Below are 26,094 nucleotides of genomic sequence, written 5' to 3'. Positions count from 1 at the left end.
AATCATTCTAGCTATGCCAGTAAAATAAAATGAATGCATTAGTGAAATATCAAGCTGAACCTGTAGTTCGCACCCAGCTCGACTTTAAACTCGATGAAATTCCTCGCTTTTGGTTTGGTGGAGATCCATTTCGCACTCGTATGTTTGACGCACTCAGCTTAACCTTCCCAGATGGTGAACGTTATTTCATTGAATCTGTACGCCTGTTCCGCAACAAGATTCAAGATCCAGATTTACAACAACGTGTTGCCGATTTTATTCGCCAAGAAGCGCAACACGGTATGGCACATGACAAAATGAATCAGGTTATGCGTAATCAAGGTATGCCCATTGATCAATTCATCAGCTTTTTAACCCGTTTATTTAAGTCCGAAATTAAGAACCGTTCTCCACAATACAATATTGCTATGACCGCTGCAGCAGAGCATCTTACAGCACTCATGGCAGATACTTTTTATAGTCATCAAGAAACACTTGCAGATGCTCATCCCTATGTCCGTGCTCTACTTGCATGGCATTCTATTGAAGAAATGGAACATCGTGATGTAGCTTTTGATGTTATGCAACAAGTCGGTGAAGTCCCTGAACATATTCGTAAATTTAGCCTCGCACTGACCACAGTTGCGATGCTTGGATTTACCTCTTACCGCGCCAATGTCATGTTACGCGCCGATGGATTTACACCTATGGAGCGCTTAAAAATGGCGTATACAGGCTTACCGTGGTTTGTCGGGAAAAAGGGCATGCTGACACGTATGCGCTCTGCCTATATGGATTGGTATAAGCCAATGTTCCACCCAAGTCAGCACCCAATCATTGCACAGTATCAAGTTTGGATTGACACTTTAGCAATAACCAACGATCCGATTGCAGCAGGTGAAGCATTTTGGCAAGCAGGTTTAAGTAATTAATTGGTCATTTTCATCAAGTTGATCAAACTGAAAAATATAAAAATAGGAAAGAATCATGAATGCTTATCTTCAACATCAAGTCGATCCTGTCGTGCGTAAGAACCTCGACTTCAAACTCGATCAAATTCCTCGCTTTTGGTTTGGGGGAGACCCATTCCGCACGCGTATGTTTGATGCTTTAAGTCTGACTTTCCCTGTCGGTGAGCGTTATTTTATTCAAAGTGTTCGTGCCTTACGTGACCGCATAACAGATGATGAATTACAGCAAAAAGTCACCGATTTTATTCAACAAGAAGCACAACACGGTCTTGCCCATGACCGTATGAATAATGAAATGAAAAAGCAAGGTATGCCTGTCGATGACTTTGTAAAATTTATGGATGATCGATTTTCTTATCTAATTAAAAATCGCTCAAAGCAATACAACATTGCTATGACCGCTGCCGCAGAACATTTGACAGCACTGATGGCGGAAACATTTTATAGTAAGAAAGAAACGCTTATAGATGTCCATCCTTATGTTCGTGCGCTTTTTGCTTGGCATGCAATTGAAGAAATGGAGCATCGTGATGTGGCTTTTGATGTCATGCAAGAGGTTGGAGAAGTTTCTGAACGTTTACGTAAATTTGCACTGACTTTTATCACCATCCAAATGTTTGGATTCACATTTTACCGTGCCAATGTCATGCTCAAGCATGATGGCTTTAATCGCTTAGAACGTGCCAAATTTGCAATCCAAGGTTTGCCATGGTTCTTTGGTCAAAAAGGTACGCTCAGCGCAATGAGCTCATCTTATAAAGATTGGTTTAAAGCAGACTTTCATCCGAGTCAACATCCTGTCATTCGCCAATACCAAACGTGGATTGATGCTTTGGCTGAAACCGATGATCCTATTGCCGCTGGTGAGGCTTTTTGGCAAGCGGCTTTATAATGGCAGAAATGACTTGAGCTCATTCTAAAATGACGGATGTAAAAAAAGGCGAATGTAAATAACATTCGCCTTTTTTACATGTTTTATTTAATATTCTTCAAAAATGATTGGTAGATTTACATAGATCATCTTATTGACTCACCATTTTGCATAGTGTTGTTCGAGTAAACCATATTCACGATTTAAATGAATTATTTCACCTTGTTCAGTTTGAATTGTCCCACTCACTCGCGACTGCCATTGACTAAATTGACTACCAACCAAACGTAGATTTAAACTCTCAAAACGGCGCCATCCTGTTTCAATGGTTAAGTTTAGTTTTTGATCGAGCGAAGTGATTGTCCAATGTTGATTATCTTGTTTTACAAATAATACATCTGCAACAGCATACAAAGCACCATTGACCCATAAGCAGTTTTCATTACCAAAACTTTCGTTCACCCCTGACGCCAAATTCAGTCCGACACGCTGACCATTGGCATCCCAAAAATTACATGATAACCAAAACCATGCTGTTTCAGGTCGTAAAAAACCACAAGTATCATCTAATGAAGCAAAGCTCTTTTCATTAAATTCAATGGTTTGTTTCTTCTTATTAATAAAAAAACCTTCCACAGCCAATGTGGTTTTTTTCTGTGTATACGTCCAACCATTAATACCATTTGGACTACATAAACTTAGCGGTGATATCCCTGCACAGAAAATTCGAGCTTTCAGTTGTACTTCACCATGCTTTTTTACAGTGATATAACGCACACCATTGGCATGTTGCATTTCAAGTTCGAATGGCGATTTTAAAAAGTGACTTTGACTAAAAAGTGGTTGCTCATCAACCGTTGTACCTCGACCTAAAATCGTATTGGCATTCCACTCAAGTACTTCTTGGGTTTCATGATTATAGACATAAATAAACCCATGCCCTGCCCAACCAATATCTGCAATAGCCACGCCAATGGTATATTCTGCATGTTGAATACCACAAAATTTAAATTTTTTATATTTTAACTGTTTACGCCATCCTTTAAGCGTTTTTCCATACGGCGTTTTGTATTCATAGCGATTCACATCAATTGATGTTGGAATCTGCTCAAAACGTCCATAACGAGGTTGACCATTGCTTTGTATTAAATCCATTCCAACCTTTCCATCCGTGGTCACTGTTTAAATATAGACTTTAGTCGATGATTTAATTATGACCTATTTTCCACAAAAAGTGCAATATTTGTACATAAAATTCAAAGCCAAACCACATTAAAAACAAAGGTATATAAACAATTTAATTCATAAAATAGACCAAAATATCAATATATTTATCAATTCAATAACGCTCAAGTTGTATTTTTATCTAAATAAATAAGTCGACGAATGCCGACTTTCCATTTATTTATCACTTTTCACACTAGGTAATAAAAGAGTATTACCACTCACCTGCACCTAATGGCTGACCAATAAAGTCGTAACGGCTTTTTGAACGTGAAAATTTAATTGGCAATGCCAACTGTGGTTCAGTCGCATCACTCTCTCTAGTTAAGGGCACATTCACGACCCATTCTCGCTCTCTCGCCAAAGCTGAATCCAATGCTTCTTCAAGTTTTAAGACAGGTTCTACACAAACATCAAGTTGGGCAAATAACGATTTCCAAACATCAAACGACTCCGATTTTATTTTTTCTCGTAGTGCTTTCTTCACAATTTTACGATCTTCAGTATCAAACGAAGCTCCTTTTTCGAGCAAAATTGGCAATTCTAGTGCAGTCGCTAAACCACTCATAAACTGCGGTTCTAAACTTCCAATTGAGATATATCGACCATCAATAGTTTCATAATAATCGTAGAATGTACCACCATTTAAATGTTCACCTTCCACTTGCTGATGTTGTCCTCCTGCAAGACTTGCTGAAGCTGCCATGTTATTCATGCTCACAACACAATCTGTCATAGAAATGTCTACATACTGTCCTAGACCACTGGTTTGACGTTCAATAACTGCCGCCATAATGCCAATGACTGCATGTAATGAACCACCTGCAACATCGGCAATTTGGATGCCCATTGGTGGCGGACCACTGTCTTGACGACCACTGTGCCCTGCGATCCCTGACAGTGAAATGTAGTTAATGTCATGCCCTGCTTTATCTTTATAGTGACCACTTTGCCCGTAACCTGTAATCGAGCAGTAAATCAATTTAGGGTTAATTTCCGCCAAAGTATGATAATCCAAGCCTAGACGTTGCATGACACCCGGACGAAATTGTTCAACGACAATGTCATATTCCGAAATTTTCTGTTTAATCAATTCAATACTTTTAGGATCTTTTAAGTCGAGTGCAATCGATTGCTTATTACGGTTTAAATAACTGTGTGAAGTTGCCTGCCCATTGGCGTAGGGCGGCAGTAAACGAACCAAGTCAGGACGAGTCGGTGACTCGATATGGATCACTTCTGCACCCAAGTCTGCAAGATACATGGTCGCAAATGGACCCGGCAATAATGTAGAAAAGTCGAGTACTTTCAATCCTTTCAAAGCAGCTGTCATATTATTTTTACCAATTTAAGGTTGATTTTTATGTCATATTAGAAATATAAAACTAACATAACAATGTCATGTTCAGCCATTTACCTTGATCATTTCGGCAATTTATTATGTAAAAAGTAGATTTACGCTGTTGTAAATTGCTATTTATATTTTTTTTAGCGTCATTTAGGTCAGGTATACGTGAACATCAAAGAGACTGAAGGATTTAACATGAGTCGTGATACGATCAGTATCCATTTTGTCAATGCGGCACTGACCGGGGTTAAACGCCTTGGCATGGATGTCGAAACTTTACTTTCGCACGTCGGAATTGAAGCTGAACTCCTTCGTCAGCCTAAAGCACGTATTTCTCCTGAACAATATACCCGTTTCATTAAAATGCTGTGGATGGTGACTCAGGATGAGCACGTTGGGTTTGATATTCAACCCCGTCGACTTGGCTCTTTCGCCATTATGTGTCAGCTGATTATCCATGCTAAAACTTTGGGTGAAGCCTTAGAGCTTTCATCACAATTTTACAAATTATTTGGCGATGAATGGTCAGTGTCTGTCGAGCGTGACAAACACGAAGCTCGTTTAGTTCCACTCATTCCAAAAACATTAGATCCAGATCATTTTATTACTGAAAGTATGCTCATGATTTGGCACGGTTTAGCTTCTTGGCTCATTGAGCGCCGTATTCCACTTGAGCGTGTACATTTTGGCTATCCACGTCCAAATCATGCCGATGAGTACGATGCACTCTTCTTTGCACCCGTCATGCAGTTCGATATGCCACGCACTGAAATCACCTTTGCGGCTGACTACCTTGATTTGCCGATTCGTCAAAATGAAGCAAGTTTGGAAGAATTCTTAAAAGCAGCACCTGCACAATTATTGGTGAAATTCAAAAATACCAATTCATTGACCTCACGTATTCGTGAAGTATTGAAAAGTCAAATTGGTGAAGAAATGCCAACATTGAATGATGTAGCCTCGATGCTGTATTTATCACCACAAACCTTGCGTCGTCGTTTAGCCGCTGAAGGTAAGAGTTATCAAGGTGTGAAAGATGCTTTACGCCGTGATGCAGCCATTCACTTATTGCTCAATCCTGATCTAACTCTTGAAGATGTTGCACAACAGGTTGGCTTTAGTGAAACTAGTACCTTCCACCGCGCATTTAAAAAATGGACTGGTGTAACGCCAGGTCTATATCGCCAATTACATGGTTATCATTAATTTTTGAACACTGACTGAATAGATTTTAGTATTTTCAGTTTTCCCGCCTAGTATTACTGCTAGGCTTTTTTTATTTTATAACTTAGACTGATATTCACATTTGAGTTAAAAATTTAGACATAAAAAAACTCAGATTTATCTGAGCTTTTTTAAATTCAACACAACTTACATTTGTGACTGAATATAATTTTGCAAACCAATTAACTCGATCAAACGCATTTGCTTTTCAAGCCAATAAGTATGATCTTCTTCTGTATCAGACATTTGCTGACGAAGCATATCACGAGTAATGTAATCTGCCTTTTCTTCACACAATTTGACACCCTGCGCCAATTTTTCACGGACATGATATTCAAGTGCAAGATCTGCTTTTAAACAGCTCACAACATCTGTACCAACTTCAATACCATCACGATCCATATTTGGCGTTCCTTCAAGAAACAACACACGGCGAATCAATGCATCTGCGTGCGCACCTTCTTCCTGACTTTCGTGGTCAATACGTTCAAAGATTTTAGATAAACCCCAATCTTCATACATACGAGAATGAATTAAATATTGATCACGAGCAGCCAGTTCACCACCGATCAACATATTTAGATAATCTACAACTTCTGGATTGCCACGCATTTCAAATACTCCATACCCTTTTTCAGCATTATGGACAATTTTGATCGATATTGCAAAACAATAAATTTGTAAGTTTATGATTTTTATAAAATTAAAATGAGAAACATACGCATTTGCAGTATGAATTAGCTATTTTCCATATATAAAATAAACCTTTGCGAAATCTTCGAACCGTTAACTCTATTTATTTTTTAAAAAATTCATATTGATTCATTTTTGTAACTATTCACAATGCTTCTTATTCAGCATTAAAATAGCTGACTACAACGACATAATTTATTCACTTTAAACGCATACGTTCTCACATGCGTTAATGTTAGAATTTACATGATCATAAAGTACGATGATCTTTATATATTTGATCTTAATCACTTTGAGCTTCACCACTTAGAATAAAAGGAACATATCATGTCAGAGGGAAACACCACTGCACCCATTTTGGTTACAGGTGCGACAGGTTATATTGCAAGTTGGGTGATTCAAAAATTACTCGAACAAGGTTTCACGGTACATGGAACGGTTCGTAGCTTGGCAAAAAAAACGAGCTATCAACATTTAGAAAAAATTGCAGCTCAAACCTCTGGCACGCTCAAATTTTTTGAGGCAAATTTACTTACTGAAGGCTCTTTTGATACCGCAATGCAAGGCTGTGAAATTGTCTTACATATGGCTTCGCCTTTTGTCGTGACCAATTATAAAGATGCAATCAAAGACATTATTGAACCTGCCATTATAGGCACTGAAAATGTGCTGAATAGTGTCAATCAAACGGCGTCGGTGAAGCGTGTGATCGTGACGTCTAGTATTGCTTCAACTTATGGTGATGCGGTTGATATTTTACAAACTTCACAAAATATTTTTGATGAATCACATTGGAATACGACTAGTTCAACAACACATCAGCCTTATCCTTATTCAAAAGTCATGGCTGAACGTAAAGCCTGGGACATGGCAAAAGCTCAAGATCGTTGGGATTTAATCTGTATTAACCCTGCGCTTGTACTTGGCCCTTCACTTACAGCTGGTACACAGTCAGGAAGCGTTGAAGTTTTACAACAGTTTGCCAATGGCATGACGCTTGCGGGCGTACCTGCCATGTGGAATGGTATTGTTGATGTTCGTGATGTTGCTGATGCCCATATTGCTGCTGCATTGAGTACCACAGCTTCGGGGCGCTACATCATTAGTGGGGGGTCACTCAGCCTCATGGAAATGGGTGGAATTCTACGCAAAAATTTTGGCAATGCTTATCCATTTCCACGTAATCAATTGCCAAAAATTGCGTTTAAAGCCTTTGGCCCCATAATTGGTTTTAGCCGTGCATTTGTCGATAAAAATATGGGTTATCCTATATTCTTTAATGCCAATAAAAGTCGAAAAGAATTAGGTATGACCTATCGCGACATTGAAGTGAGTTTGGTTGAACATTTCCAACAAATGATCAATGATGGTTTGGTGAAGAGGTTTATTTTTCTCAAATAACTTCCAAATAATCCTTGAATGAAACCCAATAAAAAACCACTGTTAAACAGTGGTTTTTTATGATCAATAGTCTACATATTCAAGTAAATCAATTATGCAGAAAATTGTTGTAAGAATTCTAAAAATTGCTGTTCATTTAAAACAGGAATATTCAATTTTTCAGCCTTCTCTAATTTAGAGCCTGCTTTTTCACCTGCAACAACACATTTAGTTTTACTCGACACACTACCACTAACACGTGCACCCAAGGCTTGGAGCAATTGAGTTGCTTCATCACGTCCCATGGTACTGAGTGTGCCTGTGACTACCCAACTCTCACCATTTAGTGGCTGACGGCTCGGTGCGACAGGTGCATCCCAATGAATTCCTGCTGCAAGTAAGCGATCTACCACTTCAAGGTTATGTGGTGCTTGAAAAAAGTCCACAATCCATTCAGCCGTAATATCACCAACATCAGGTGTTTTCTTTAAGGCTTCTAAATCCGCTTGACGAAGAGCCTCCAAAGTTTGAAAAGTATTAGCTAACATACGTGCTGTAGTTTCACCAACACCACGAATTCCAAGCGCATAAATAAAAGAAGCTAGTGTCGTTTTTTTACTGTTTTCAATCGAATCAATCAAGTTTTGAACCGACTTCTCGCCCATTTTCTCAATGGTCAATAATTTTTCACGATGCTCATGTAAATGATAAATATCTGCCACATCATTGAGTAAATCTAAATGTAATAATGATTCCGCCCATCGATCTCCCAAACCTTCAATATCCATCGCTTTACGTGAAACAAAATGGCGAATCGCCTCAATACGCTGTGCTGAACAATACAATCCACCCGAACAACGTGCTAAAGCTTCACCTTCAGGCATTACGACAGGCGAAGCACAAACAGGACAGTTTTCAGGTAAATGCACTTCAACCGTATCATTCGGACGAAACTCTAGCCAAACTTTTTCCACTTTCGGAATCACATCACCACTGCGGTAAACACTGACTGTATCGCCGACACGGACATCTAAACGGTGAATTTCACCAATGTTATGTAAAGTTACGTTAGAAACGGTAACACCACCCACAGCAACAGGATTTAAACGTGCAACAGGCGTTAATGTTCCTGTACGCCCCACTTGCCAATCAATATTGTCGACTGTGGTTAAAGCGGCTACAGCAGGGAATTTATAAGCCGTTGCCCAACGTGGCTCGCGACTTAAAAAACCCAATTGTTGCTGTTGTTTCAAGTCGTTGACTTTAACGACCATACCATCAATTTCAACCAATAAATGTGGACGTTCTTGGTTGATTTGCTCATACTTTTCTTGAACTTCTTCAATAGATTGACAAACAAAATGACGCTCACCCACCGCAAAACCGAACTGCGTTAACCACTCCAAACTTTCAGACATGGTATTTTGCCCATGAGGTGGTTCACATTGTGCAATACCATAGGCATAGAAGGCTAAAGGACGTGAGGCTGCAACATTAGGATCAAGCTGACGTAGGCTACCTGCTGCTGCATTACGTGGATTTGCAAAGGTCTTTTCACCTTTCGCTTCATTTTCAGCATTCAGTTTTTCAAAACCTGCTTTTGGCATTAGTACTTCGCCACGCACTTCAAGCAATGTCGGAATTTCTATTGTTTCAGAACTTAAAACTTTCGGTAAATTACGAATTGTTTTCACATTTTGTGTAATTACTTCCCCTGTTTCACCATCACCACGGGTCACGCCACGAATCAATATACCGTTTTCGTACCACAGTGAAATCGCTAAACCATCAAATTTAAGTTCCACATCATATTCAATTTTTTGATTCGGCAAACGCTCTTCTATACGACGCGCAAAAGCAAACAACTCATCTTGATTAAAGACATTACCCAAAGACAGCATGGGCACAGTATGGGTAATATTTTCAAACTTTGATAATGGCTTTCCGCCTACACGACTAACAGGCGAATCGGGTTGTATCAGATCTGGATATTGTTGTTCTAGACTTTTAAGTTGATGAAAGAGCTGATCATACTCACTGTCTTCTATGCTCGGTTGATCCATCACATAATACTCATGATTATGTTGTGCAAGGACTTGAATCAATTGACGCATTTGAGCGACGATCGCATTTTTTTCCATAAATTCTTTCACCAAAACTCTTTTACCATAATAAATGGGCGGATAATTCCGCCCATTTCATTTTAAATCAGTCTCAAAATAATATCAGCATTTGATCTGATGATCAGACCGCTTGTCCTGAACGAAAATCAATGGCTTGATGACGCCAGTGTTCTTTTAACTGTGGGGTAAATTCCAGATTATTTTCATCATATACCGTCCCATCAATCTCACGAGCAATTAAACCTGCAATGCTCACCATGGTATCAAAACCTTTTTGCACATCAGGATGTGGCAAAGCAAGGAAGAATGCCAAACCTTGCACCTGTTCCATAGACAAGGCCTCTAAATCAAAGCCGGCTGGTGTTGAGTCAATAATACGTAATACTGAAAACATCAATGAACTTTCATTTTCAGGGTCTTCATAGCGGTGAAAACACTTCATTTCACCAAAGCGTAAACCATATTTCATCATTACTTTCAGGGTTTTATCACCTGACAAGGCACGACGTGGATCAGGATAAACATTTAAGCCAATAATTCTCTCAGCATTTGCCAAAATACTTTGATCATCTTGGCGTTGTTGCTCACTCAAATGCACATCAAGAATACTGCTTTCATCTTCAAATTCTTGAATTTTTACAGTTTCAACCTGTGTATTCGGTGTGAATGCTTCAATGGCTTCAACTTGCGGTTTCGTCACATATGTCGATGTCGCCGTATCAGTTTTTGTTATATCTTCTTGATTGGACGTTTCAGTTTTTTCCACAACAGAAGCCGTCTGTAAATCAAGTGTTGGCTCAACCTTTTCAATTTTCAGCTTAGTTGTATCATCCGCTTGATCAATATGTGCTGTGATATTTTCTTCAGTCACTTCCGCAGTCACTGTTTCAGTTTGCTTTGCCTCAGTCGGTTTTGGTTCAGCTTTTTCAGTTGAAGATGCGTTAACATCAACATCTTCAAGTATCGTTAAATTTGGCTCGACACGTTCTGTTTCTGTCGAGCTACGCAACTGATCACGTACATGGCGTGGAATGACTGGCTGATTGCTGTCTTCATTAATATGCAATGCTGAATCAAGCGATGGCGCTGCATCATCTGACTTACGCAACATCATAATCAAACCCACAAGGCAGATAATAACCGCAAGGACAATGCCAATAATTGTTGTGATTTCCATACTAGGACTCCGCGGCTAAACCGTACTCTCTTGCCTCTTCCAAATTCACTGTGACGAGTTTTGATGTGCCCGGTTCAGGCATCGTCACACCCAATAAATCAGTTGCCATGGTCATAGCAACTTTATTATGTGTAATGTAAATGAATTGCACCTGCTCCGACAATTCTTTTACAAGATTACAAAAACGCCCAACGTTCGCATCATCAAGTGGCGCATCAACTTCATCAAGCACACAAAATGGTGCAGGATTTAAACGGAAAATTGCAAAAACCAATGCCAATGCCGTCAATGCTTTTTCACCGCCCGACAGCAATGCCAATGAACTATTTTTCTTGCCCGGTGGACGAGCCATTAAACGTACACCCGATTGCCAATCATCTTCAAGACTTAATGTTGCTTCACCACCATTAAAGACTTTTGGAAACAGATTTTGTAATTCTGCATTGACCTGATCAAACGTGGTCATAAATAATTTACGAGTTTCCTGATCAATGCTCTTCATGGCATCTCTCAGTTGCTCCACTGTATTTTCTAAATCTTGAATTTGATGCATCAATTCATCAAAACGCTTTGACACGTCTTCATACTCTTCTGAAGCCGCCAAATTGACCGCACCCAATTTTTCAAACTGACGCTGAGCTTTTTCAAAGTTTTGTTGATGCGTAGGTAAATCAATGATCAATCCTGATTTCATCTCAGCATTCATCTCTTTGAGCTGATCAGAATAATGCTGTAAATCAGACTTCGCTGACTGCCATGCTAAGCGCTTTGCTTCGAGTTGGGTACGTAGTTGCTCATCATTTTGTTGATGTAACAGACGCAGTTCGGTTAACTGTTGCTGTTTTGACTGAACATTATTCAATTCAACTTGCCAATCTGCCCAAGTTTTTTGCAATTTTTCCGCTTGCTCAGCTTGCTCAGCATACTGGCGCTCTAGGCTTGGCAACTCGAGTTGTATCGGATCAACAAATTGATGAGCCTGTTCCATTTGCTGCACAATCTGCTGATAACTCACTTTAGAAAAATTCAAATCTTTATCAAGCAATTCAATCTGTTGCTTATTTTGCTCTGCCATACGCCTTGATGCTTCCACATCTTGCTGTTTATGCTGTAATTGTTGCTGTTGTTCTTCAACCTGTTCATTAAGCTCGTCCAGCTTATATTGCAAAGTTTTATATTCAGGTAAATGCTGTTCTAGCTTCATACTCAATGAATGTAGATCAATTTCAAGATCATCTTTCTGCATGGCATCTTCTTCAAGTTGCTCATCAAGTTGTTGTAACTGACTATTGAGCTGAACTTTTTGCAATTCAAATGCCTGCATTGCACTTTGTTGTTTAGCGATTTGCACATTTACTTGCTGTTGAATATTTTGCTGTGTTTTTAAAGCTGTTTGATCTGCTTGGATCTGCTTCTGTAACTCAGCCAACTGATGTTGTATTGAAGGTAATACTACTTCAGCATCAGTCAATTGAGGTAATACAGTTATAAGCGCAAGCTCAATTTCTTCTAAACGAATACGATGACTCAATGCGCCTTGTGCGGCTTGACTGGATTCATCGAAGAATAAGCCAATGACCCAATCTTGACCGACATAATAACCATCGAGTGTCAGAAGACTCTGCCCAACGGTTAATTGTTTTTGAAAACTCAACGCCTGCGTTAAGTTTTCAGTAATCGCTACCTGATTCCACAATGAATATTGAGGTGATTCAACCCAATCTGCTAAACAAGATAATCCATTGATTTGGATTTTATCCATTGAAATTGAGCTTTTTAACTGACGAGCAAGACTGTCTTGAAAATCAGAATTTGTATCAACAATATCTGCAGACAGCCATTTTGCAAGGAGCTTTTCAACCAAACTCGCTTGTGCTTTACCCTGCTCATTGAGTTTTAAAACGTGCATGAGTTGTAGAGCATTTTCTGATGTTTTAACTGAACTTTTCGCCATCAGCTGATTGAGATTTTTCTGCTCAGACTGTAACACTTGAATTTCAGACTTTAGTGCTGAAATTTGTACTTTTTGTAGATTGACGTGTTCTTGCGTTTGCTCAATACGAGTTTTAGTTTGAGCAATGTTTTGCTCTAACTGTACAATTTCACACTGAGCTTTGGATTGATCTTGTTCAAGTTGACTCAAATCCTCCGTCATAAACTGCTTTTTTACCTGTTCAGCTTGAGCTTTTAAGGTGTCTTTTTGCTGCTCTATACGTTGAACATTTTTACTCAGTTGCTCCATTTGCGCTTGCATCTGAGCTTTTTGCTGTTGCTGTTTTTCAACCTGAATTTTAATCAGTTCATATTGTTGTTGCGTTTGTAGTTGTTGCGCTTTTAAATCAGCAAAGACTTGCACACGCTGTTGACTGTCAGCTTCGGCACTTTGTAAGTTTTCAGCATATTCATCTAACTGTGCCTGTAAGGTATCGAGCTGTAATTCAATGAGCTGAATACGTTCTTTGGTTTGAATTTTTTGTGTTTCGAGCTTTGCTAAAGATTCAGTATTTTGATTCAACAATGCTTGTTTTTGCTCAAGCATCATTTTTAATTCAGCGAGTTTCTTTTCCGCATGTTGCCATTCATTTTGCAAAGGTGTCGATTGTTGAATCAGACGTTGAAATAATTCACTTGTCGATGTCAAATCATGCTCAAGTGTAGTCATGTCCGAGCGCACGAGTTTGAAATGTTCACCAAGTTCATTCATTTGAACGGTATATTCTTCTTGTAAACGGCTACTTTGTTCACATTGGAAAGATAAAATTTCTATTTTTAAAGTTCGAACTTCATTTTCAAGTGTTTTGTATTGAACCGCATTTTCAGATTGACGCTTGAGTGTTTTTAACTGTCCTTTCAATTCAGAGGCAATATCTTCTAAACGCTCAAGATTCTGTGTCGTATGCTCTAAATGTTGTAAAGTTTCACGGCGACGCGCCTGATAACGTGATACGCCTGCAGCTTCCTCAATATATATCCGCATTTCTTCAGGCTTAGCATCAACCAAGCGGTTAATCATACCCTGCTCAATAATGGCATAGGAACGAGGACCTAAGCCTGTCCCTAAGAAAATATCGGTAATATCACGGCGACGGCACTTCGTTCCATTAAGAAAGTATTCAGATTTTCCATCACGGTTGACCTGACGGCGTACAGCCAATTCACTATAGGCATTATACGCCCCTCCGAGCTTGCCATAGGTATTTTCAAAGCGTAGTTCTACACTTGCCATACCAACAGGTTTACGTTTTGCCGTTCCTGTAAAAATGACATCTTGCATAGTTCCGCCACGTAACTGACGTGCGCTTGATTCACCCATGACCCAACGAATGGCATCAATCACATTGGATTTACCACAGCCATTAGGTCCCACTACCGCAGTACGGTTCTCTTTGAATTGTAATGTCGTGCTGTCGGCAAAAGATTTAAAGCCAGACAATTTTAAGCTGCTTAAACGCATAATGTCCTAATTACTTACTCACGTTACTTAGCGACGTGATCTCCGCGCCCAAGCAAGTTCGATTTGTTTCATTCGTGTCAGCGATTCCAACACTAAGTTGCGTAAGTGTCGGCAAAAATCATCCATAAATAAAGTAGCTTGTTGTGATTTTCGGATTAAAATCGCATCAATCACCAAGCGGAACAATTCTAACGCTTCTTGTAGCTCTCGTCTTGAAGTATTTAAGGTTAAAAAATAGCTACGACGTAAAGAAGGCAACAGTTCCTTATAAAATTTCATCAAATAAGAGTTGCCAACCATATCATTTTGTTCAGACAAAAAATGAAAAATACCATCATAAAACTTTTCAGTATTGCCCTGTTTTACATGCTCAATTAAATCATTTAATAAATGCTGTAGCGCTTCAGCTTCATGGCTTCGCCACGTCTCACTCATTTTATGAACAATCTGACCCAATAGAAGTGCACAAGTATCAAATAACGCTCTCACTTGCTGTGCTGACATTTCTGACACAATTGCGCCACGACGTGGGAAAATTTCAATCAGATGCGTGCGTTCAAGCAACAACAAAGCCTCACGCACCGAACCTCGACTGACATCAAGTTCTTTTGCAATGCGTAACTCTTGTATGCGCTCACCCTCCACCAATTCACCACTGATGATTTGTTCGCTTATATGCCTTGCGATTTGTTCCGATAGGCTATCTACATCATCCAAATGCATATAAATCCTGTTTTATTAGTTTTATTTAGATTAAGTCTGAATCATTATCTTCCTTATATAACTGATTCAGACTTTGCATTTCCATGTCATTGTTAGACAATTTTTAAGATTTTAAGCCAATCCTGTTGTGAACAATAGTGTCATTGATCTAAAACTTTAGCTATCAGCCAATTTAAAAAAATATTTTAATGCCCTGAAATACAAAGTAAGTTCCGACTGAAACCAGCAAACCTGCAAAGCATTTTTTCAACATTGCAGGTGATAATTGATGTGCCACTTTTGCACCGAGTTTTGCTGTAATAAAACTCATAATACTGATACCAATAAAGGCATAAATATGCACATAACCAATCGCATTTTTAATTTCAACTTGACCATGTGATCCAAAAATCATAAAACCAATTGCTCCTGCAATGGCAATCGGTAAACCACATGCTGCCGAAGTCGCTACCGCTTTTTGCATCACTACGCCATATTTATTTAAATATGGCACTGTCAAACTTCCCCCACCAATACCAAAAATTGCCGATGCTACTCCAATACCACCACCTGCAAGCATTTGCATCGGTGCAGGAGGTAAGTGTTTGGACACATCTACTTGAACATTAGCGCCCTTAAACATTTTAAATGCCACCCATAAAGCAAATACACCAATGATCAATTGCAAATTCCCACCCGATAAAACATCGGCAATACCTGCACCTAAAAATGAGCCTAGAACTAAACCTGGTGCAAGGTTTTTAACCACATGCCACATAACCGCACCTTTTTTATGATGCGCTGAAACTGAACTTAGTGATGTCACAATAATTGTTGCCAATGATGTTCCCAATGCCATATGCATCACAACCGTTGGGTCATAACCCATTTGAGTAAAAACCACATATAAAATTGGGACAATAATCAAACCGCCACCAACACCAAATAGTCCTGCGGCAAATCCTGCAATTGCACCAATGACCAAATATATGATTAACTCCATCACTACTTTCCTTTCTTCTCAGATTCAATATGGATTTAGAGACTCGTCATCTTCGACAGCTTTTAACAGATGCTCAGCAACTACCTGAAATTCTTTTACTTAAACACAATACAACATCGACCAATGATGATGTACGTGAGCTTGCACAAGGCGCAAATCGCATCCTTGTGTGTAGTGAACAACAAAGTCAGGGACGGGGGCAACATCAACGAGAATGGGTCTCTCCCATCGGGAATATTTATTTAAGCACATTGCTGAAAACCAAAACACCCCTTGACGGACGCCTTGCACTTGAAATTGCATTAAATATTCTACAAATTTCAAGTTTAAAAACCCTGCCAAATCTACAAGTTAAATGGCCCAATGACCTATATAGCCCACAAGGAAAATGGGGAGGGATACTCGTTGAACCATTATCAGCACATGAAGCCATTGTTGGTGTGGGGATCAACTTATTGCCTGTACCACCTGAACAACTCTCACAACAAGCAACTTCTGTCGTGCAATTGGGTGTGCAATATCCCAACCGTATTCAAATGATTAGTGACGTATATTTAGCCATTTTGCAAGCGGGGCAATGGTTTGATCATGGCTGCTACAACCTTGCAGCTCGCTTCAATAATGTCGCAGCATTTATGGGACAAACGGTTGAATTTGAACAAACAAAAGATACTATTCAAGGTGTTTTTAAAGGCATTGATCGAGATGGAGCAATTCAAATTGAAAATGAACAAGGATTACAAAGCTATTATCAAGGACGTTTACGTCTAAAATCGGTTAAATAGATCAACATTAAAAATTAGTAGGACGATCAACACTTCCATGAAAAACTTATGGCTTGATATTGGCAATACACGTCTAAAATATTGGATTACCACGACCGATCTCGAAACATTAGAGCAACATGTTATTGAGCATGGCGCAGAATTACATCTGCAATCTCCTGCTGATCTCTTGTTAGGTTTGATTCAACATTTTAAAAATAGTGAGATTGATTGTGTTGGCATTTCGTCAGTCCAAGATCAAAAGAATAATGAACGTATTTTACAGATTTTAAACCTACTCGATATTCCTATGACCTTTGCAAAAGTACATGCCGAATATGCGGGTTTAAAATGTGGCTATGATCATGTTGAACAACTCGGTATTGACCGTTGGCTTCAAGTATTGGCTGTCGCTAATGTTGAACAAGACTTATGTGTTATTAGTTGTGGGACTGCACTAACGATTGATTTAACACAAGGTTTACAACATTTGGGTGGATATATTTTGCCAAATTTATATTTACAACGAGACTCACTTATTCAAAATACTAAAGGCATTAAAATTCCTGACGTTGCCTTTGATGAACTCACTCCAGGACGCAATACCATTGATGCAGTACATCACGGTATTTTTCTTGGCTTACTCAGTACTATTCGCCAAGTTATGCAACAGTCACCACGTAAACTTATACTTACAGGTGGTGATGCACCTTTATTTGCACGTTTTCTTGAAGAGTTTGAACCACAAGTTGAAGAAGACTTACTACTCAAAGGTTTACGTTTCTATATTGAACATGCAACATGATTTTAAAGTTATCAAGTAGCATTTAACGTGTAACCTTATCAAATAAATAAAAATTGAGGATGCTTTAACATCCTCAATTTCGATTTCAATAAAATCTCAATTTTTAAAAAAATGCGATTTTCTATTTCTATATAGTCACTACTTGAGTAACCGACTGTTCGACCAATAGTTTTTCTAACTTTTCCCAGAGCTGTGGGAACTCGCTAAGACCATCACTTTGCATAAAGTGACCTGCTTTTTTCACTTCAATCATTTGTGCATTTAATAATTGACCAAAACGAATACTCAATGGTGCAGGAACGAATGGATCATTACAGGAAAATAATGAATAACGTTGCTGAATTCTAAATCTGAGTAATGCATCATTGAGTTTGGCTTGTTGAACAAACTGATTCAATTCAGGCAAAGCTGTCAGCTTTTCATTAAAACCTGCGACCATAAATATCGCTTTAATTAAACGACCATTAAGTGCTTCAGAGAGATAATCTAGTACGCTAATACACCCTAAACTATGCGCAACAATAATGGTTTGCTCATTTAAAGGATAGACTTGTGCCTCCAAATTTTGACGCCATGTGGCAAAATCAGGCTGATCACTGCCTTGCAAATGAACAATCTCACATTGACTTCCCATTTGCTCAATTTTTGTTGCTAACCATGGAAACCAATGTTGCTCAGGTGAAGATTGATACCCATGTATAATAAAAACTTTCATAAGCATTCTTCTAATAATTATTTACTTAAGTTTATTATAATTTAACAATTCTTTTAATTTGTATTATTTTTATAAACAAAAAGGTGATAAATATCACCTTTTATGTTTTTGATTTTAAAAGTTTAACCTTTATTTCTTCGGTTCATTGTTACCAAATAAGGGTCCCATACCACCGCCACCACCAAATTGCTTTTGCATACCGCCAAGTGATTTCAACATTTTCGCCATGCCCGATGGATTGGCAAATTTTTTCATCATTTTTGCCATTTGCGCATGTTGTTTAATGAGCTTATTCACCTCAACAACTTCCATACCACAACCCGCAGCGATACGTTTTTTACGACTTGGATTCATCAAATCAGGATTACGGCGTTCTTTAATGGTCATCGACTGGATAATCGCTTCCATTTTTTTCACTTGCTTTTCAGGGTTTGCTTGTGCAATTGCATCTTGAATTCCTGAATTGCTCATGCCAGGCAACTTATCTAAGAAGCCCATCATGCCACCCATGTTATTCATTTGTTCAAACTGCATCAGCATATCTTCAAAATTGAAGCTTCCGCCTTTTTGCAATTTTTTCGCCATTTTTTCAGCTTTTTCTTTGTCGATTTTACGTTCAACTTCTTCGACTAAAGAAAGGACATCACCCATACCCAAGATTCGCTGTGCAACACGCTCAGGATGGAATGGCTCTAAGGCATCGAGTTTTTCACCCATACCTAAGAATTTGATTGGTTTACCTGTAATTGCACGAACTGAAAGTGCAGCACCACCACGGGCATCACCATCAGTTTTAGTCAAGATCACGCCTGTTAAAGGCAGTGCATCATTGAATGCTTTTGCAGTATTTGCAGCATCCTGACCTGTCATCGCATCGACAACAAATAGTGTTTCGGTTGGACCAATCGCTGCGTGTAATGCTTTGATCTCATCCATCATATCTGCATCAATATGCAAACGACCTGCAGTATCGACAATCAAGACATCATTAAAGTTAATTTTTGCCTGACCAATCGCACGTTGCGCAATTTTGATTGGATCTTCCGAAGCATCTGATTCAATAAAATCAGCACCCACTTCAGCAGCAACGGTTTGTAGTTGTTTAATTGCCGCTGGGCGGTAAACATCTGCAGAAACCATTGCAACTTTTTTCTTTTGGCGATCTTTTAAGAAACGCGCAAGTTTAGCAGCTGTAGTGGTTTTACCTGCACCTTGTAGACCTGCAAGCAAAATGACTACAGGTGGCTTAGCAGCCAAATCTAGGGTTTCATTTGCCGCACCCATCATTTTGGTGAGTTCGTCATAGACAATTTTGACAAAAGCTTGTCCTGGAGACAGCTGTGTCATCACTTCTTGACCCAATGCTTCTTCCTTAACTTTCGCGATAAACTCACGGGTTACAGGCAAAGCCACATCGGCTTCAAGCAGTGCCATACGCACTTCACGTAACGTGTCTTTAATATTGTCTTCAGTCAGTTGTCCTGAGCCGGTAACATTTCTTAGACTCTGCGTGAGTCGTTCTGTTAAGGTATCAAACATTGCGAAATCCGCTTAAAATAGTTGTTGCAAAAAATCTTCTGAAAAATAGAACTTTTATGCATAAGATGCTATAGGATACTGTAGTTCACATGGAATTTATATCTTATAACATGATTATTCATCATCCTGAAAAAGGTTTGACATGATTAGCCTACCCTTGGTTTATACGATTTTAGCATTAATTGCCTATACCTCTGTATTTTGGTATTTGGTGATGCATTTAATGTCAAAACGTGCTTATAACCCTTGGTTTATCGGGATCGTGTCAAGTTTGGGACTGATTCTACATGCAAGTGTACTTTATATTGACATGGTTACGCCACAAGGCATTAACTATGATGTTTTCAATCTAATGTCTTTTACAGCAGGGCTCATGCTACTGCTCAGTCTACTTTATAGCACCTATCGTCCCGTCTTATCGCTCAACTTGTTAGGAATTCCTGTTGCAGGCTTTGGACTGATTTTAGGTTTTTGTTTTAGTAAACCTCATCAGTTCATTGAACAGCATTCCTTAGGCTTAGACATTCATATTATTTTGTCGTTATCTGCCTATGCCGTTCTACTCATGGCAACTATTCATGCAGTGGTATTGTGGTTACAAAATCGTGAATTAAAGAAAAAACAAAAAAAACGTATTTGGGTGAGTTTTTTACCTTCATTTCAAGCCATGGAATCTTTATTATTTGATATGTTGATGACAGGCTTTACTCTGCTTACTCTCGCTCTTGGTTTTGGCTTTTTCACCATTGATAATTTCTTTGCTCAACATCTTGCCCATAAAACAGCATTTAGTATTGTGTCTTGGTTTGTATATGGCGCATTGCTGATTGGTCGCTATAAGTTTGGTTGGCGTGGTCAAAAAGCGATTCGTTTTACCATTATTGGATTTTTCTTATTGGCCGTGGGGTTTATTGGTTCTAAATTTGTTTTGGAAATGATTTTAAACCGCTGATGCAAACAAAAATTTAAAAAGTGAAAAACCATCCCAAAGCCTAGTTTTAATCAATTAGGCTTTTTTAATTTATTTGAATGAATTGAAATGATTCATTCAAATAAATCTCGTATAAGATATTTTATATTTATTTTAGAACTTTAGAAAAATAAAACCTATGTTATTACCCTTAAAATTAATAAGGATTATCGCTTTATGAACAGGGCAAAGTAACCACATTAATACGCTGTTCTAATACAGACGTTGCACTAGCAAGAACATGTTTTATGCAATCGGTTATGGAACCTGAAATAAAGGTACTTTTAGATGATCAACTCCAAAGGTTACATTTAAAAGATTGGCAGTGGATTCAACAGCAGTCAGAAAAAATCATTACGATTTTTATTGTACAATCTAAATAACGTATCCACTTAAGACATAAACCTTTTATATTCAATAACTTTATTTTATTCCGAAATACTTCACCTAGACATCCTCACAAAAAAACCGTATAACGCTCCTGTTCAAATTGATAGATCAGGTAACGACATTGAAACTCATCCTTGCACCTATGGAAGGCTTAACCGACCCAATCATGCGTGATGTGCTCACGTCTGTAGGTAGCTTTGACTGGTGTGTGACTGAGTTTATTCGTATTACCAACTCGGTATTACCGGATCATGTTTATCATCACTACTGCCCTGAACTCCTCAATGGCGGAAAAACGGCATCAGGCACACCTGTACATGTGCAATTTTTAGGAAATGATCCTGAAATGCTCGCTGCTAATGCGATTCGAGCAGTTGAGTTGGGCGCACCTGTCATTGATATGAATTTTGGCTGCCCTGCAAAAACAGTGAATCGTCATCGTGGGGGTTCGGTACTCCTTGATGAACCCGAAGTGGTTTATGAGTTGGTCAAAGCGGTTCGTGATGCGATTCCTGCACACATTCCTGTTTCTGCAAAAATGCGCCTCGGCTATATGGACAGAAATTTCACCATGGAAAATGCTCATGCGATTGAAGATGCTGGTGCTTCATGGGTAACTGTACATGCACGCACCAAAGCAGATGGTTATACTCCACCTGCATTTTGGGATGTGTTACAACCGATCAAAGAAACACTCAAAATTAATGTCATTGCTAATGGTGAAATTTGGACAAATACTGATGCCAAACAATGTCAACTTGAATCGGGCTGTGAAGATTTAATGATTGGACGTGGTGCAGTCACTACACCCGATTTAACCCAATGTATTCGTCAAAATACTGATGAAGCCTTACTGACTTGGGACGAGTTACTCAAGTTACAAATCCGTTTCCTTAGTGGACCTTATAAAAAAGAAATCAATATGGTTGGGCGTTATAAACAGTGGATTGGTATGATGTCGAAGCATTATCCTGAAGCAAAACTGCTATGGAATGAAGTGAAACGTGCCAAAAAAATTGATGAACTCATTGAAAAGCTGAAAAATCCGGCTTAAATCATTTTAAATCAATGACTCGCTCTGTTTAAGCCATTTAAATCATCTTTTGGCTTCAAAAAAGCAAAAAATTATCGAGCTGATTCTTTTATATTGGAAATTTTGGTGGGCATCGTCCATGCACCACCAGGGAATCCTTTACATTGTAAATTTGCAGCTTCATAACTTTGAATAAATTTTTGTCCATTCCACACCCATTCCTCCGATGACCAACAATCACCCAAGCCACGCCCTTTATGCGAAGCATTCAACATAACTGAATCACCATCGCTAATCGAGTTACTCACCATTTGATACACTTTTGTTAGTTTGTGATCCATTACCCAAGCACCTGAACCAAAATTATAAGCCCCACTCCAACACGGGCTTCTGACTAGACTTTTATCTTTCGTCAAAGGGGTCACAATAACCTGACGAACATCAGCATCCTGTTCATTAAAAAGAATATAACAATCTTCCTCGGTGGTCGTACGTTTTAAAATATTCTGTATACGTTCCACCTCTATATGAGGTGATTTATATTCAATCATTTTACCTTTTATAGCGGGTTGCACTGTGACAACAGGGATTGCTTCAGGCTGTAATACATTTTCATTTGCTCGATTTCCCTTTTTAATCAGGGCTGATGATGTCCCTACTCGCTTTTGAAACTCATCCATTTTCAGCAAAACAGCACTCATACCACTGCCTGAAAGAACCAAACTATTTTTTCCTGCATCCAAAATAATTTCGCTGTTTTGCGTTGCACTTTTCAATAAAGCTTGAATTTGTTGAGGTGTTAAAGTTGTTGAGTTCTCTTCCTGATTTGAAACTTTGCCATAAGATTGACCATTAATTTTTAAAATATATTGCTTAGGAATGACCGCTTTTTCATCACCAACCATCATAGTAAATTCAGCTTTTACAGGTGTATTTGTACCTGCTTTTCGAGTCAATAAAACGCTGACCATATTTTCAAAGCTATTTTCATCTGTGTGATATCCCGCTGCTCGGCATGTTCCGGTATTGTCACAAGCAAGCTCCCAATCACCATGGCTAAATGAAATCCCTTTAATTTCAGCAAATATACTTGTGCTAGCGAAGCTCGAGCAGATCAATAAAATTGTTTTTAAATGACTTTTAATATCATCTTTCATCTTAGTATTTTTCATTTTCTGTCCTTTTAAATGCGCTATTTTTTGATGATCCATACTCTTGTCGTCCATAATATTAAAATGCTCGGCTAACAACTTGACCTTGAAATTTTAAACAATCTTCAACACGTATGCGTTGTATTTCGGACAACTCATCAACATTAAACCAACGATATTCGGAATGTTCTACACTGAGTTTAATTTCTGTATTTTCCTTGAAGTGGCATTTGAAAATAAAAGCATGTGAAGTCACCGCACTGTGAAAATAAACACCCGATAAATAATCAAGTTCAATCTCACAACCTAATTCTTCATAGCATTCACGAAACAATGCATCATGAATGGTTTCCCCCATGTCCAAACCACCACCAGGCAAGCCCCATGCATGCTCAGCATAAGTAGCTTTCAGCAATAAAATCTGACCCACTGTATTACAAATGACCGCATGAGAACTCAGTCGGTAAAAATCATGAAATCCCATACAATCTGCCTATTAGAATCGTTTAATTAAATAAGTTTTTGTTAAGAATAGACGTAAAGCATACACGACACCAATGGCGAAAACGCTATAACCAATGTCAGGAGAAAATATAGGAATACACAGCACAATTATTGTTGTTAATGGATAGAACCATTTTTTCATGCCATTAAGCGTATGTGCTTCATGCAGTGCCCACAAACTTCCCGTATAAATGACCAATGGAATTGCCACGAGCCACCCCGCCATTTGATCTGAAATATGTGCTTGATGAGTCGCAACATCAACAGCTGCTGCAAGACTTGCCCCAATCATGGCAATACTAATAAAAATAAAGAAATGTCCATACCCCCAAGAAAACACACGTTTTCGGGTAGTTAAAGTATCGCCCACTTCATTATCAAAATATGCCCACCACATGGTAAACATTATAATCAAGCCACCAACCATTAAGAAAATTAACTCAGTACTCAGTAGCTGACTTTGTAGTGCATCGGCAATTGCGCTATAACAGCCCACAATCGATTCACCTAATACAATGATGGTCAAAAGTGAATAGCGCTCTGCAATATGATGCGGATGCCATGGTGTTCTACTCGCAGCTTCCGCCCAAAGTGGCACACTCAACTCAGCACACACTAATCCAGCAAAAATAAATAAAGTTAAATCAATTGGGGCAAAATGAAACAATAGCCATGCAAGTTGTACAATAACAATACCAATCACATAGCGTATTGCAGTTTTTCTACGTTCTAAATCACTTGCTGCCACTCGAAGCCATTGAACAACCAAACCAAGCCGCATAATCACATAACCCGCGACAATTACATCGAAGTCATCTTTTTGAAATGCCATGGGAATGCCCGCAGCAATCACCAATGAACCAATAATCTGTACAAAGGTCATAACTCTGTAAAAAGCATCATCATTGTCATAGGCAGAGGCAAACCAACTAAAGTTCATCCATGCCCACCACAAAGCAAAAAACACCATCAAATAATGCACAAGTCCTGTACTTAAATGGTTTTCAATCATACTGTGATGCAGTTGCACACCTGCTGTTGCAATAGCGACCACAAAAATCAAATCAAATAAGAGTTCAAGCGATGTCGCCACACGATGCGACTCGTGCGGATTTCGAGGTAAAAGAGGTTTCAACCACGTAGGGCGAGTAGGAACAGAGTTTGACATAAGTAATATTTCTTCGATTTATTTTCAGTGAATTTTTTCAAATCGTTTCACAGAACACAAGTCATATTTTATATGTTATTGGCACTTATCTTAAATTTTGTGAATCATATGACTAAAATATTTCTTCTCTAAAAATAAAAAAAATCCTGTCTTCAAACAGGATTTATCAAAGAAATAGGTCAGTTTAATAACATTATTTCCTGATCAAATTTTCTATCTTAAAATAATTTAAACCACTAATCTGAGTTTGGGCTTATTTTTAAGTACAATCGCTTGACCTGTTAGCAGATCAACAGGCATCGAAATATGTTGATGTACAACAAGCCAAGCATCATCTTTCTTCTGTAAACATAGCGTTGTACGACACCAAGGCATATCTAATTTGCCTTTCAAAATTGGATTTTCAACTTTAGAATGGCAATGCATTACCACCAAATCATCTGCTGCATACAAACGAACTTCACGGCGAGAGATTTTCATTTCTTCATTAAAATAAGGACTAAATTTTTCCCATTCTTTTTTGTATTGTCTTACACCATCAAGCTGAGAGCTGACATCAAACATACTGATATCGGTAGCGCACTGTTGCATTAAATCATCAACGTGTTGACCCAATAATGCCTGATCCCAAGCCTGAATGACTTGTAGAACTTCTTCTGCAATAATATGATTACCTACAATTTCAATATGACCTATATTCATAGAGGAATTCCTCAACATTATTTTTATTAACGTGATGAATTTAACACTTTTAATGATATTTTGTTAATTGATTTGATTTTTTTTTGTTATTTTTTGAAATTTTTAAATTGCGTTTAAAAAAATGAACACTCCATACTGAAATTCTAAACAATCCAATAACAATCTACTAAATTATAACAAAATGAAAAGAGCATGTATTTACAT

At 38.5% G+C, this 26,094-nt stretch carries 23 protein-coding genes; 9 read left to right on the top strand and 14 right to left on the bottom strand.

Annotation, left to right across the window (positions count from 1 at the left end; genetic code table 11):
- Positions 1–29 precede the first annotated feature (29 nt).
- Entirely contained in the window at positions 30–911 is an 882-nt protein-coding gene (locus ACK2M2_RS05325; RefSeq protein WP_409510909.1) for a metal-dependent hydrolase, read from the top strand.
- A gap of 55 nt (positions 912–966) precedes the next feature.
- Positions 967–1,842: a metal-dependent hydrolase gene (locus ACK2M2_RS05320; RefSeq protein ID WP_419346440.1), complete on the top strand. Its 876-nt coding sequence runs from the start codon at positions 967–969 to the stop codon at positions 1,840–1,842.
- A gap of 138 nt (positions 1,843–1,980) precedes the next feature.
- Here ACK2M2_RS05320 and ACK2M2_RS05315 read toward each other — a convergent pair whose 3' ends face one another.
- Positions 1,981–2,976 (bottom strand): DUF2804 domain-containing protein, encoded by a 996-nt coding sequence (locus ACK2M2_RS05315; protein ID WP_419346438.1) that lies wholly within the window; start codon positions 2,974–2,976, stop codon positions 1,981–1,983.
- 283 nt (positions 2,977–3,259) lie between these two features.
- Complete coding sequence (locus ACK2M2_RS05310) at positions 3,260–4,378, bottom strand: CaiB/BaiF CoA transferase family protein (protein ID WP_419346436.1); 1,119 nt, start codon at positions 4,376–4,378, stop codon at positions 3,260–3,262.
- 210 nt (positions 4,379–4,588) lie between these two features.
- Between ACK2M2_RS05310 and ACK2M2_RS05305 the strand changes: the two genes are divergently transcribed.
- Positions 4,589–5,599: an AraC family transcriptional regulator gene (locus tag ACK2M2_RS05305; protein WP_409510905.1), complete on the top strand. Its 1,011-nt coding sequence runs from the start codon at positions 4,589–4,591 to the stop codon at positions 5,597–5,599.
- 165 nt (positions 5,600–5,764) lie between these two features.
- Here ACK2M2_RS05305 and ftn read toward each other — a convergent pair whose 3' ends face one another.
- On the bottom strand, positions 5,765–6,229 hold the full coding sequence (gene ftn / locus ACK2M2_RS05300) for a heteropolymeric bacterioferritin subunit Ftn (RefSeq protein ID WP_409510904.1): 465 nt from the start codon (positions 6,227–6,229) through the stop codon (positions 5,765–5,767).
- Between the two features lie 408 nt (positions 6,230–6,637).
- Here ftn and ACK2M2_RS05295 point away from each other — a divergent pair, with 408 nt between their 5' ends.
- The gene (locus ACK2M2_RS05295; RefSeq protein ID WP_409510903.1) at positions 6,638–7,711 is read left to right on the top strand and encodes an SDR family oxidoreductase; all 1,074 of its coding nucleotides are present in this window, start codon (positions 6,638–6,640) and stop codon (positions 7,709–7,711) included.
- 92 nt (positions 7,712–7,803) lie between these two features.
- On the opposite strand, the gene ligA is transcribed toward ACK2M2_RS05295, so the two are convergent.
- From ligA to ACK2M2_RS05270, 5 genes are all read right to left on the bottom strand, one after another.
- Positions 7,804–9,831: an NAD-dependent DNA ligase LigA gene (gene ligA / locus ACK2M2_RS05290; protein WP_419346433.1), complete on the bottom strand. Its 2,028-nt coding sequence runs from the start codon at positions 9,829–9,831 to the stop codon at positions 7,804–7,806.
- A gap of 103 nt (positions 9,832–9,934) precedes the next feature.
- Positions 9,935–10,990, bottom strand: coding sequence for a cell division protein ZipA C-terminal FtsZ-binding domain-containing protein (locus ACK2M2_RS05285; RefSeq protein WP_419346432.1), 1,056 nt, complete (start codon positions 10,988–10,990; stop codon positions 9,935–9,937).
- A 1-nt stretch (position 10,991) separates the two neighbouring features.
- Positions 10,992–14,444, bottom strand: coding sequence for a chromosome segregation protein SMC (gene smc / locus ACK2M2_RS05280; RefSeq protein ID WP_419346431.1), 3,453 nt, complete (start codon positions 14,442–14,444; stop codon positions 10,992–10,994).
- A 27-nt stretch (positions 14,445–14,471) separates the two neighbouring features.
- Positions 14,472–15,167, bottom strand: a complete 696-nt coding sequence (locus ACK2M2_RS05275; RefSeq protein WP_409510899.1) for a GntR family transcriptional regulator — start codon at positions 15,165–15,167, stop codon at positions 14,472–14,474.
- Between the two features lie 172 nt (positions 15,168–15,339).
- A complete protein-coding gene (locus ACK2M2_RS05270; RefSeq protein WP_419346429.1) occupies positions 15,340–16,149 on the bottom strand; it encodes a sulfite exporter TauE/SafE family protein in 810 nt (269 codons plus the stop codon).
- 29 nt (positions 16,150–16,178) lie between these two features.
- Between ACK2M2_RS05270 and ACK2M2_RS05265 the strand changes: the two genes are divergently transcribed.
- The gene (locus tag ACK2M2_RS05265; protein ID WP_409510897.1) at positions 16,179–16,934 is read left to right on the top strand and encodes a biotin--[acetyl-CoA-carboxylase] ligase; all 756 of its coding nucleotides are present in this window, start codon (positions 16,179–16,181) and stop codon (positions 16,932–16,934) included.
- 37 nt (positions 16,935–16,971) lie between these two features.
- Positions 16,972–17,718, top strand: a complete 747-nt coding sequence (locus tag ACK2M2_RS05260) for a type III pantothenate kinase (protein WP_409510896.1) — start codon at positions 16,972–16,974, stop codon at positions 17,716–17,718.
- Between the two features lie 127 nt (positions 17,719–17,845).
- On the opposite strand, the gene ACK2M2_RS05255 is transcribed toward ACK2M2_RS05260, so the two are convergent.
- Together ACK2M2_RS05255 and ffh are read right to left on the bottom strand one after the other, a co-directional pair.
- Entirely contained in the window at positions 17,846–18,433 is a 588-nt protein-coding gene (locus tag ACK2M2_RS05255; protein ID WP_419346427.1) for an RBBP9/YdeN family alpha/beta hydrolase, read from the bottom strand.
- A gap of 129 nt (positions 18,434–18,562) precedes the next feature.
- Positions 18,563–19,972 carry a signal recognition particle protein gene (gene ffh, locus ACK2M2_RS05250; protein WP_409510894.1) on the bottom strand — a complete coding sequence of 470 codons (1,410 nt, stop codon included), beginning with the start codon at positions 19,970–19,972 and terminating at the stop codon, positions 18,563–18,565.
- A 142-nt stretch (positions 19,973–20,114) separates the two neighbouring features.
- On the opposite strand from ffh, the gene ACK2M2_RS05245 reads away from it, so the two are divergent.
- The 3 genes from ACK2M2_RS05245 to ACK2M2_RS05235 all read left to right on the top strand — a co-directional run bounded on the left by ACK2M2_RS05245 (position 20,115) and on the right by ACK2M2_RS05235 (position 22,386).
- Positions 20,115–20,924 (top strand): cytochrome C assembly family protein, encoded by an 810-nt coding sequence (locus tag ACK2M2_RS05245; RefSeq protein ID WP_409510893.1) that lies wholly within the window; start codon positions 20,115–20,117, stop codon positions 20,922–20,924.
- 266 nt (positions 20,925–21,190) lie between these two features.
- Positions 21,191–21,325: a hypothetical protein gene (locus tag ACK2M2_RS05240; RefSeq protein WP_409510892.1), complete on the top strand. Its 135-nt coding sequence runs from the start codon at positions 21,191–21,193 to the stop codon at positions 21,323–21,325.
- A gap of 128 nt (positions 21,326–21,453) precedes the next feature.
- Entirely contained in the window at positions 21,454–22,386 is a 933-nt protein-coding gene (locus tag ACK2M2_RS05235; protein ID WP_409510891.1) for a tRNA dihydrouridine synthase, read from the top strand.
- Positions 22,387–22,457: 71 nt separating this feature from the next.
- On the opposite strand, the gene ACK2M2_RS05230 is transcribed toward ACK2M2_RS05235, so the two are convergent.
- From ACK2M2_RS05230 to ACK2M2_RS05215, 4 genes are all read right to left on the bottom strand, one after another.
- Entirely contained in the window at positions 22,458–23,537 is a 1,080-nt protein-coding gene (locus ACK2M2_RS05230; protein WP_419346425.1) for a DUF1176 domain-containing protein, read from the bottom strand.
- Between the two features lie 58 nt (positions 23,538–23,595).
- Entirely contained in the window at positions 23,596–24,000 is a 405-nt protein-coding gene (locus ACK2M2_RS05225) for an NUDIX hydrolase (RefSeq protein WP_419346423.1), read from the bottom strand.
- A gap of 12 nt (positions 24,001–24,012) precedes the next feature.
- The gene (locus tag ACK2M2_RS05220; protein WP_419346421.1) at positions 24,013–25,188 is read right to left on the bottom strand and encodes a low temperature requirement protein A; all 1,176 of its coding nucleotides are present in this window, start codon (positions 25,186–25,188) and stop codon (positions 24,013–24,015) included.
- 228 nt (positions 25,189–25,416) lie between these two features.
- The gene (locus ACK2M2_RS05215; protein ID WP_419346419.1) at positions 25,417–25,890 is read right to left on the bottom strand and encodes a YybH family protein; all 474 of its coding nucleotides are present in this window, start codon (positions 25,888–25,890) and stop codon (positions 25,417–25,419) included.
- Positions 25,891–26,094 lie beyond the last annotated feature (204 nt).

This window comes from Acinetobacter sp. TY1, from assembly GCF_048551395.1.
GTDB lineage: Bacteria > Pseudomonadota > Gammaproteobacteria > Pseudomonadales > Moraxellaceae > Acinetobacter.
Note: the sequence above shows the minus strand (reverse complement) of the source record. Positions and strands in the feature narration are given on the sequence as shown.

What these genes read in the sequence shown, in the direction of transcription:
- ACK2M2_RS05325 (WP_409510909.1), top strand. Translation starts at nt 30, where the DNA reads ATGAATGCATTAGTGAAATATCAAGCTGAACCTGTAGTTCGCACCCAG.
- ACK2M2_RS05320 (WP_419346440.1), top strand. Translation starts at nt 967, where the DNA reads ATGAATGCTTATCTTCAACATCAAGTCGATCCTGTCGTGCGTAAGAAC.
- ACK2M2_RS05315 (WP_419346438.1), bottom strand. Translation starts at nt 2,976, where the DNA reads ATGGATTTAATACAAAGCAATGGTCAACCTCGTTATGGACGTTTTGAG.
- ACK2M2_RS05310 (WP_419346436.1), bottom strand. Translation starts at nt 4,378, where the DNA reads ATGACAGCTGCTTTGAAAGGATTGAAAGTACTCGACTTTTCTACATTA.
- ACK2M2_RS05305 (WP_409510905.1), top strand. Translation starts at nt 4,589, where the DNA reads ATGAGTCGTGATACGATCAGTATCCATTTTGTCAATGCGGCACTGACC.
- ftn (WP_409510904.1), bottom strand. Translation starts at nt 6,229, where the DNA reads ATGCGTGGCAATCCAGAAGTTGTAGATTATCTAAATATGTTGATCGGT.
- ACK2M2_RS05295 (WP_409510903.1), top strand. Translation starts at nt 6,638, where the DNA reads ATGTCAGAGGGAAACACCACTGCACCCATTTTGGTTACAGGTGCGACA.
- ligA (WP_419346433.1), bottom strand. Translation starts at nt 9,831, where the DNA reads ATGGAAAAAAATGCGATCGTCGCTCAAATGCGTCAATTGATTCAAGTC.
- ACK2M2_RS05285 (WP_419346432.1), bottom strand. Translation starts at nt 10,990, where the DNA reads ATGGAAATCACAACAATTATTGGCATTGTCCTTGCGGTTATTATCTGC.
- smc (WP_419346431.1), bottom strand. Translation starts at nt 14,444, where the DNA reads ATGCGTTTAAGCAGCTTAAAATTGTCTGGCTTTAAATCTTTTGCCGAC.
- ACK2M2_RS05275 (WP_409510899.1), bottom strand. Translation starts at nt 15,167, where the DNA reads ATGCATTTGGATGATGTAGATAGCCTATCGGAACAAATCGCAAGGCAT.
- ACK2M2_RS05270 (WP_419346429.1), bottom strand. Translation starts at nt 16,149, where the DNA reads ATGGAGTTAATCATATATTTGGTCATTGGTGCAATTGCAGGATTTGCC.
- ACK2M2_RS05265 (WP_409510897.1), top strand. Translation starts at nt 16,179, where the DNA reads ATGGATTTAGAGACTCGTCATCTTCGACAGCTTTTAACAGATGCTCAG.
- ACK2M2_RS05260 (WP_409510896.1), top strand. Translation starts at nt 16,972, where the DNA reads ATGAAAAACTTATGGCTTGATATTGGCAATACACGTCTAAAATATTGG.
- ACK2M2_RS05255 (WP_419346427.1), bottom strand. Translation starts at nt 18,433, where the DNA reads ATGAAAGTTTTTATTATACATGGGTATCAATCTTCACCTGAGCAACAT.
- ffh (WP_409510894.1), bottom strand. Translation starts at nt 19,972, where the DNA reads ATGTTTGATACCTTAACAGAACGACTCACGCAGAGTCTAAGAAATGTT.
- ACK2M2_RS05245 (WP_409510893.1), top strand. Translation starts at nt 20,115, where the DNA reads ATGATTAGCCTACCCTTGGTTTATACGATTTTAGCATTAATTGCCTAT.
- ACK2M2_RS05240 (WP_409510892.1), top strand. Translation starts at nt 21,191, where the DNA reads ATGCAATCGGTTATGGAACCTGAAATAAAGGTACTTTTAGATGATCAA.
- ACK2M2_RS05230 (WP_419346425.1), bottom strand. Translation starts at nt 23,537, where the DNA reads ATGAAAAATACTAAGATGAAAGATGATATTAAAAGTCATTTAAAAACA.
- ACK2M2_RS05225 (WP_419346423.1), bottom strand. Translation starts at nt 24,000, where the DNA reads ATGGGATTTCATGATTTTTACCGACTGAGTTCTCATGCGGTCATTTGT.
- ACK2M2_RS05220 (WP_419346421.1), bottom strand. Translation starts at nt 25,188, where the DNA reads ATGTCAAACTCTGTTCCTACTCGCCCTACGTGGTTGAAACCTCTTTTA.
- ACK2M2_RS05215 (WP_419346419.1), bottom strand. Translation starts at nt 25,890, where the DNA reads ATGAATATAGGTCATATTGAAATTGTAGGTAATCATATTATTGCAGAA.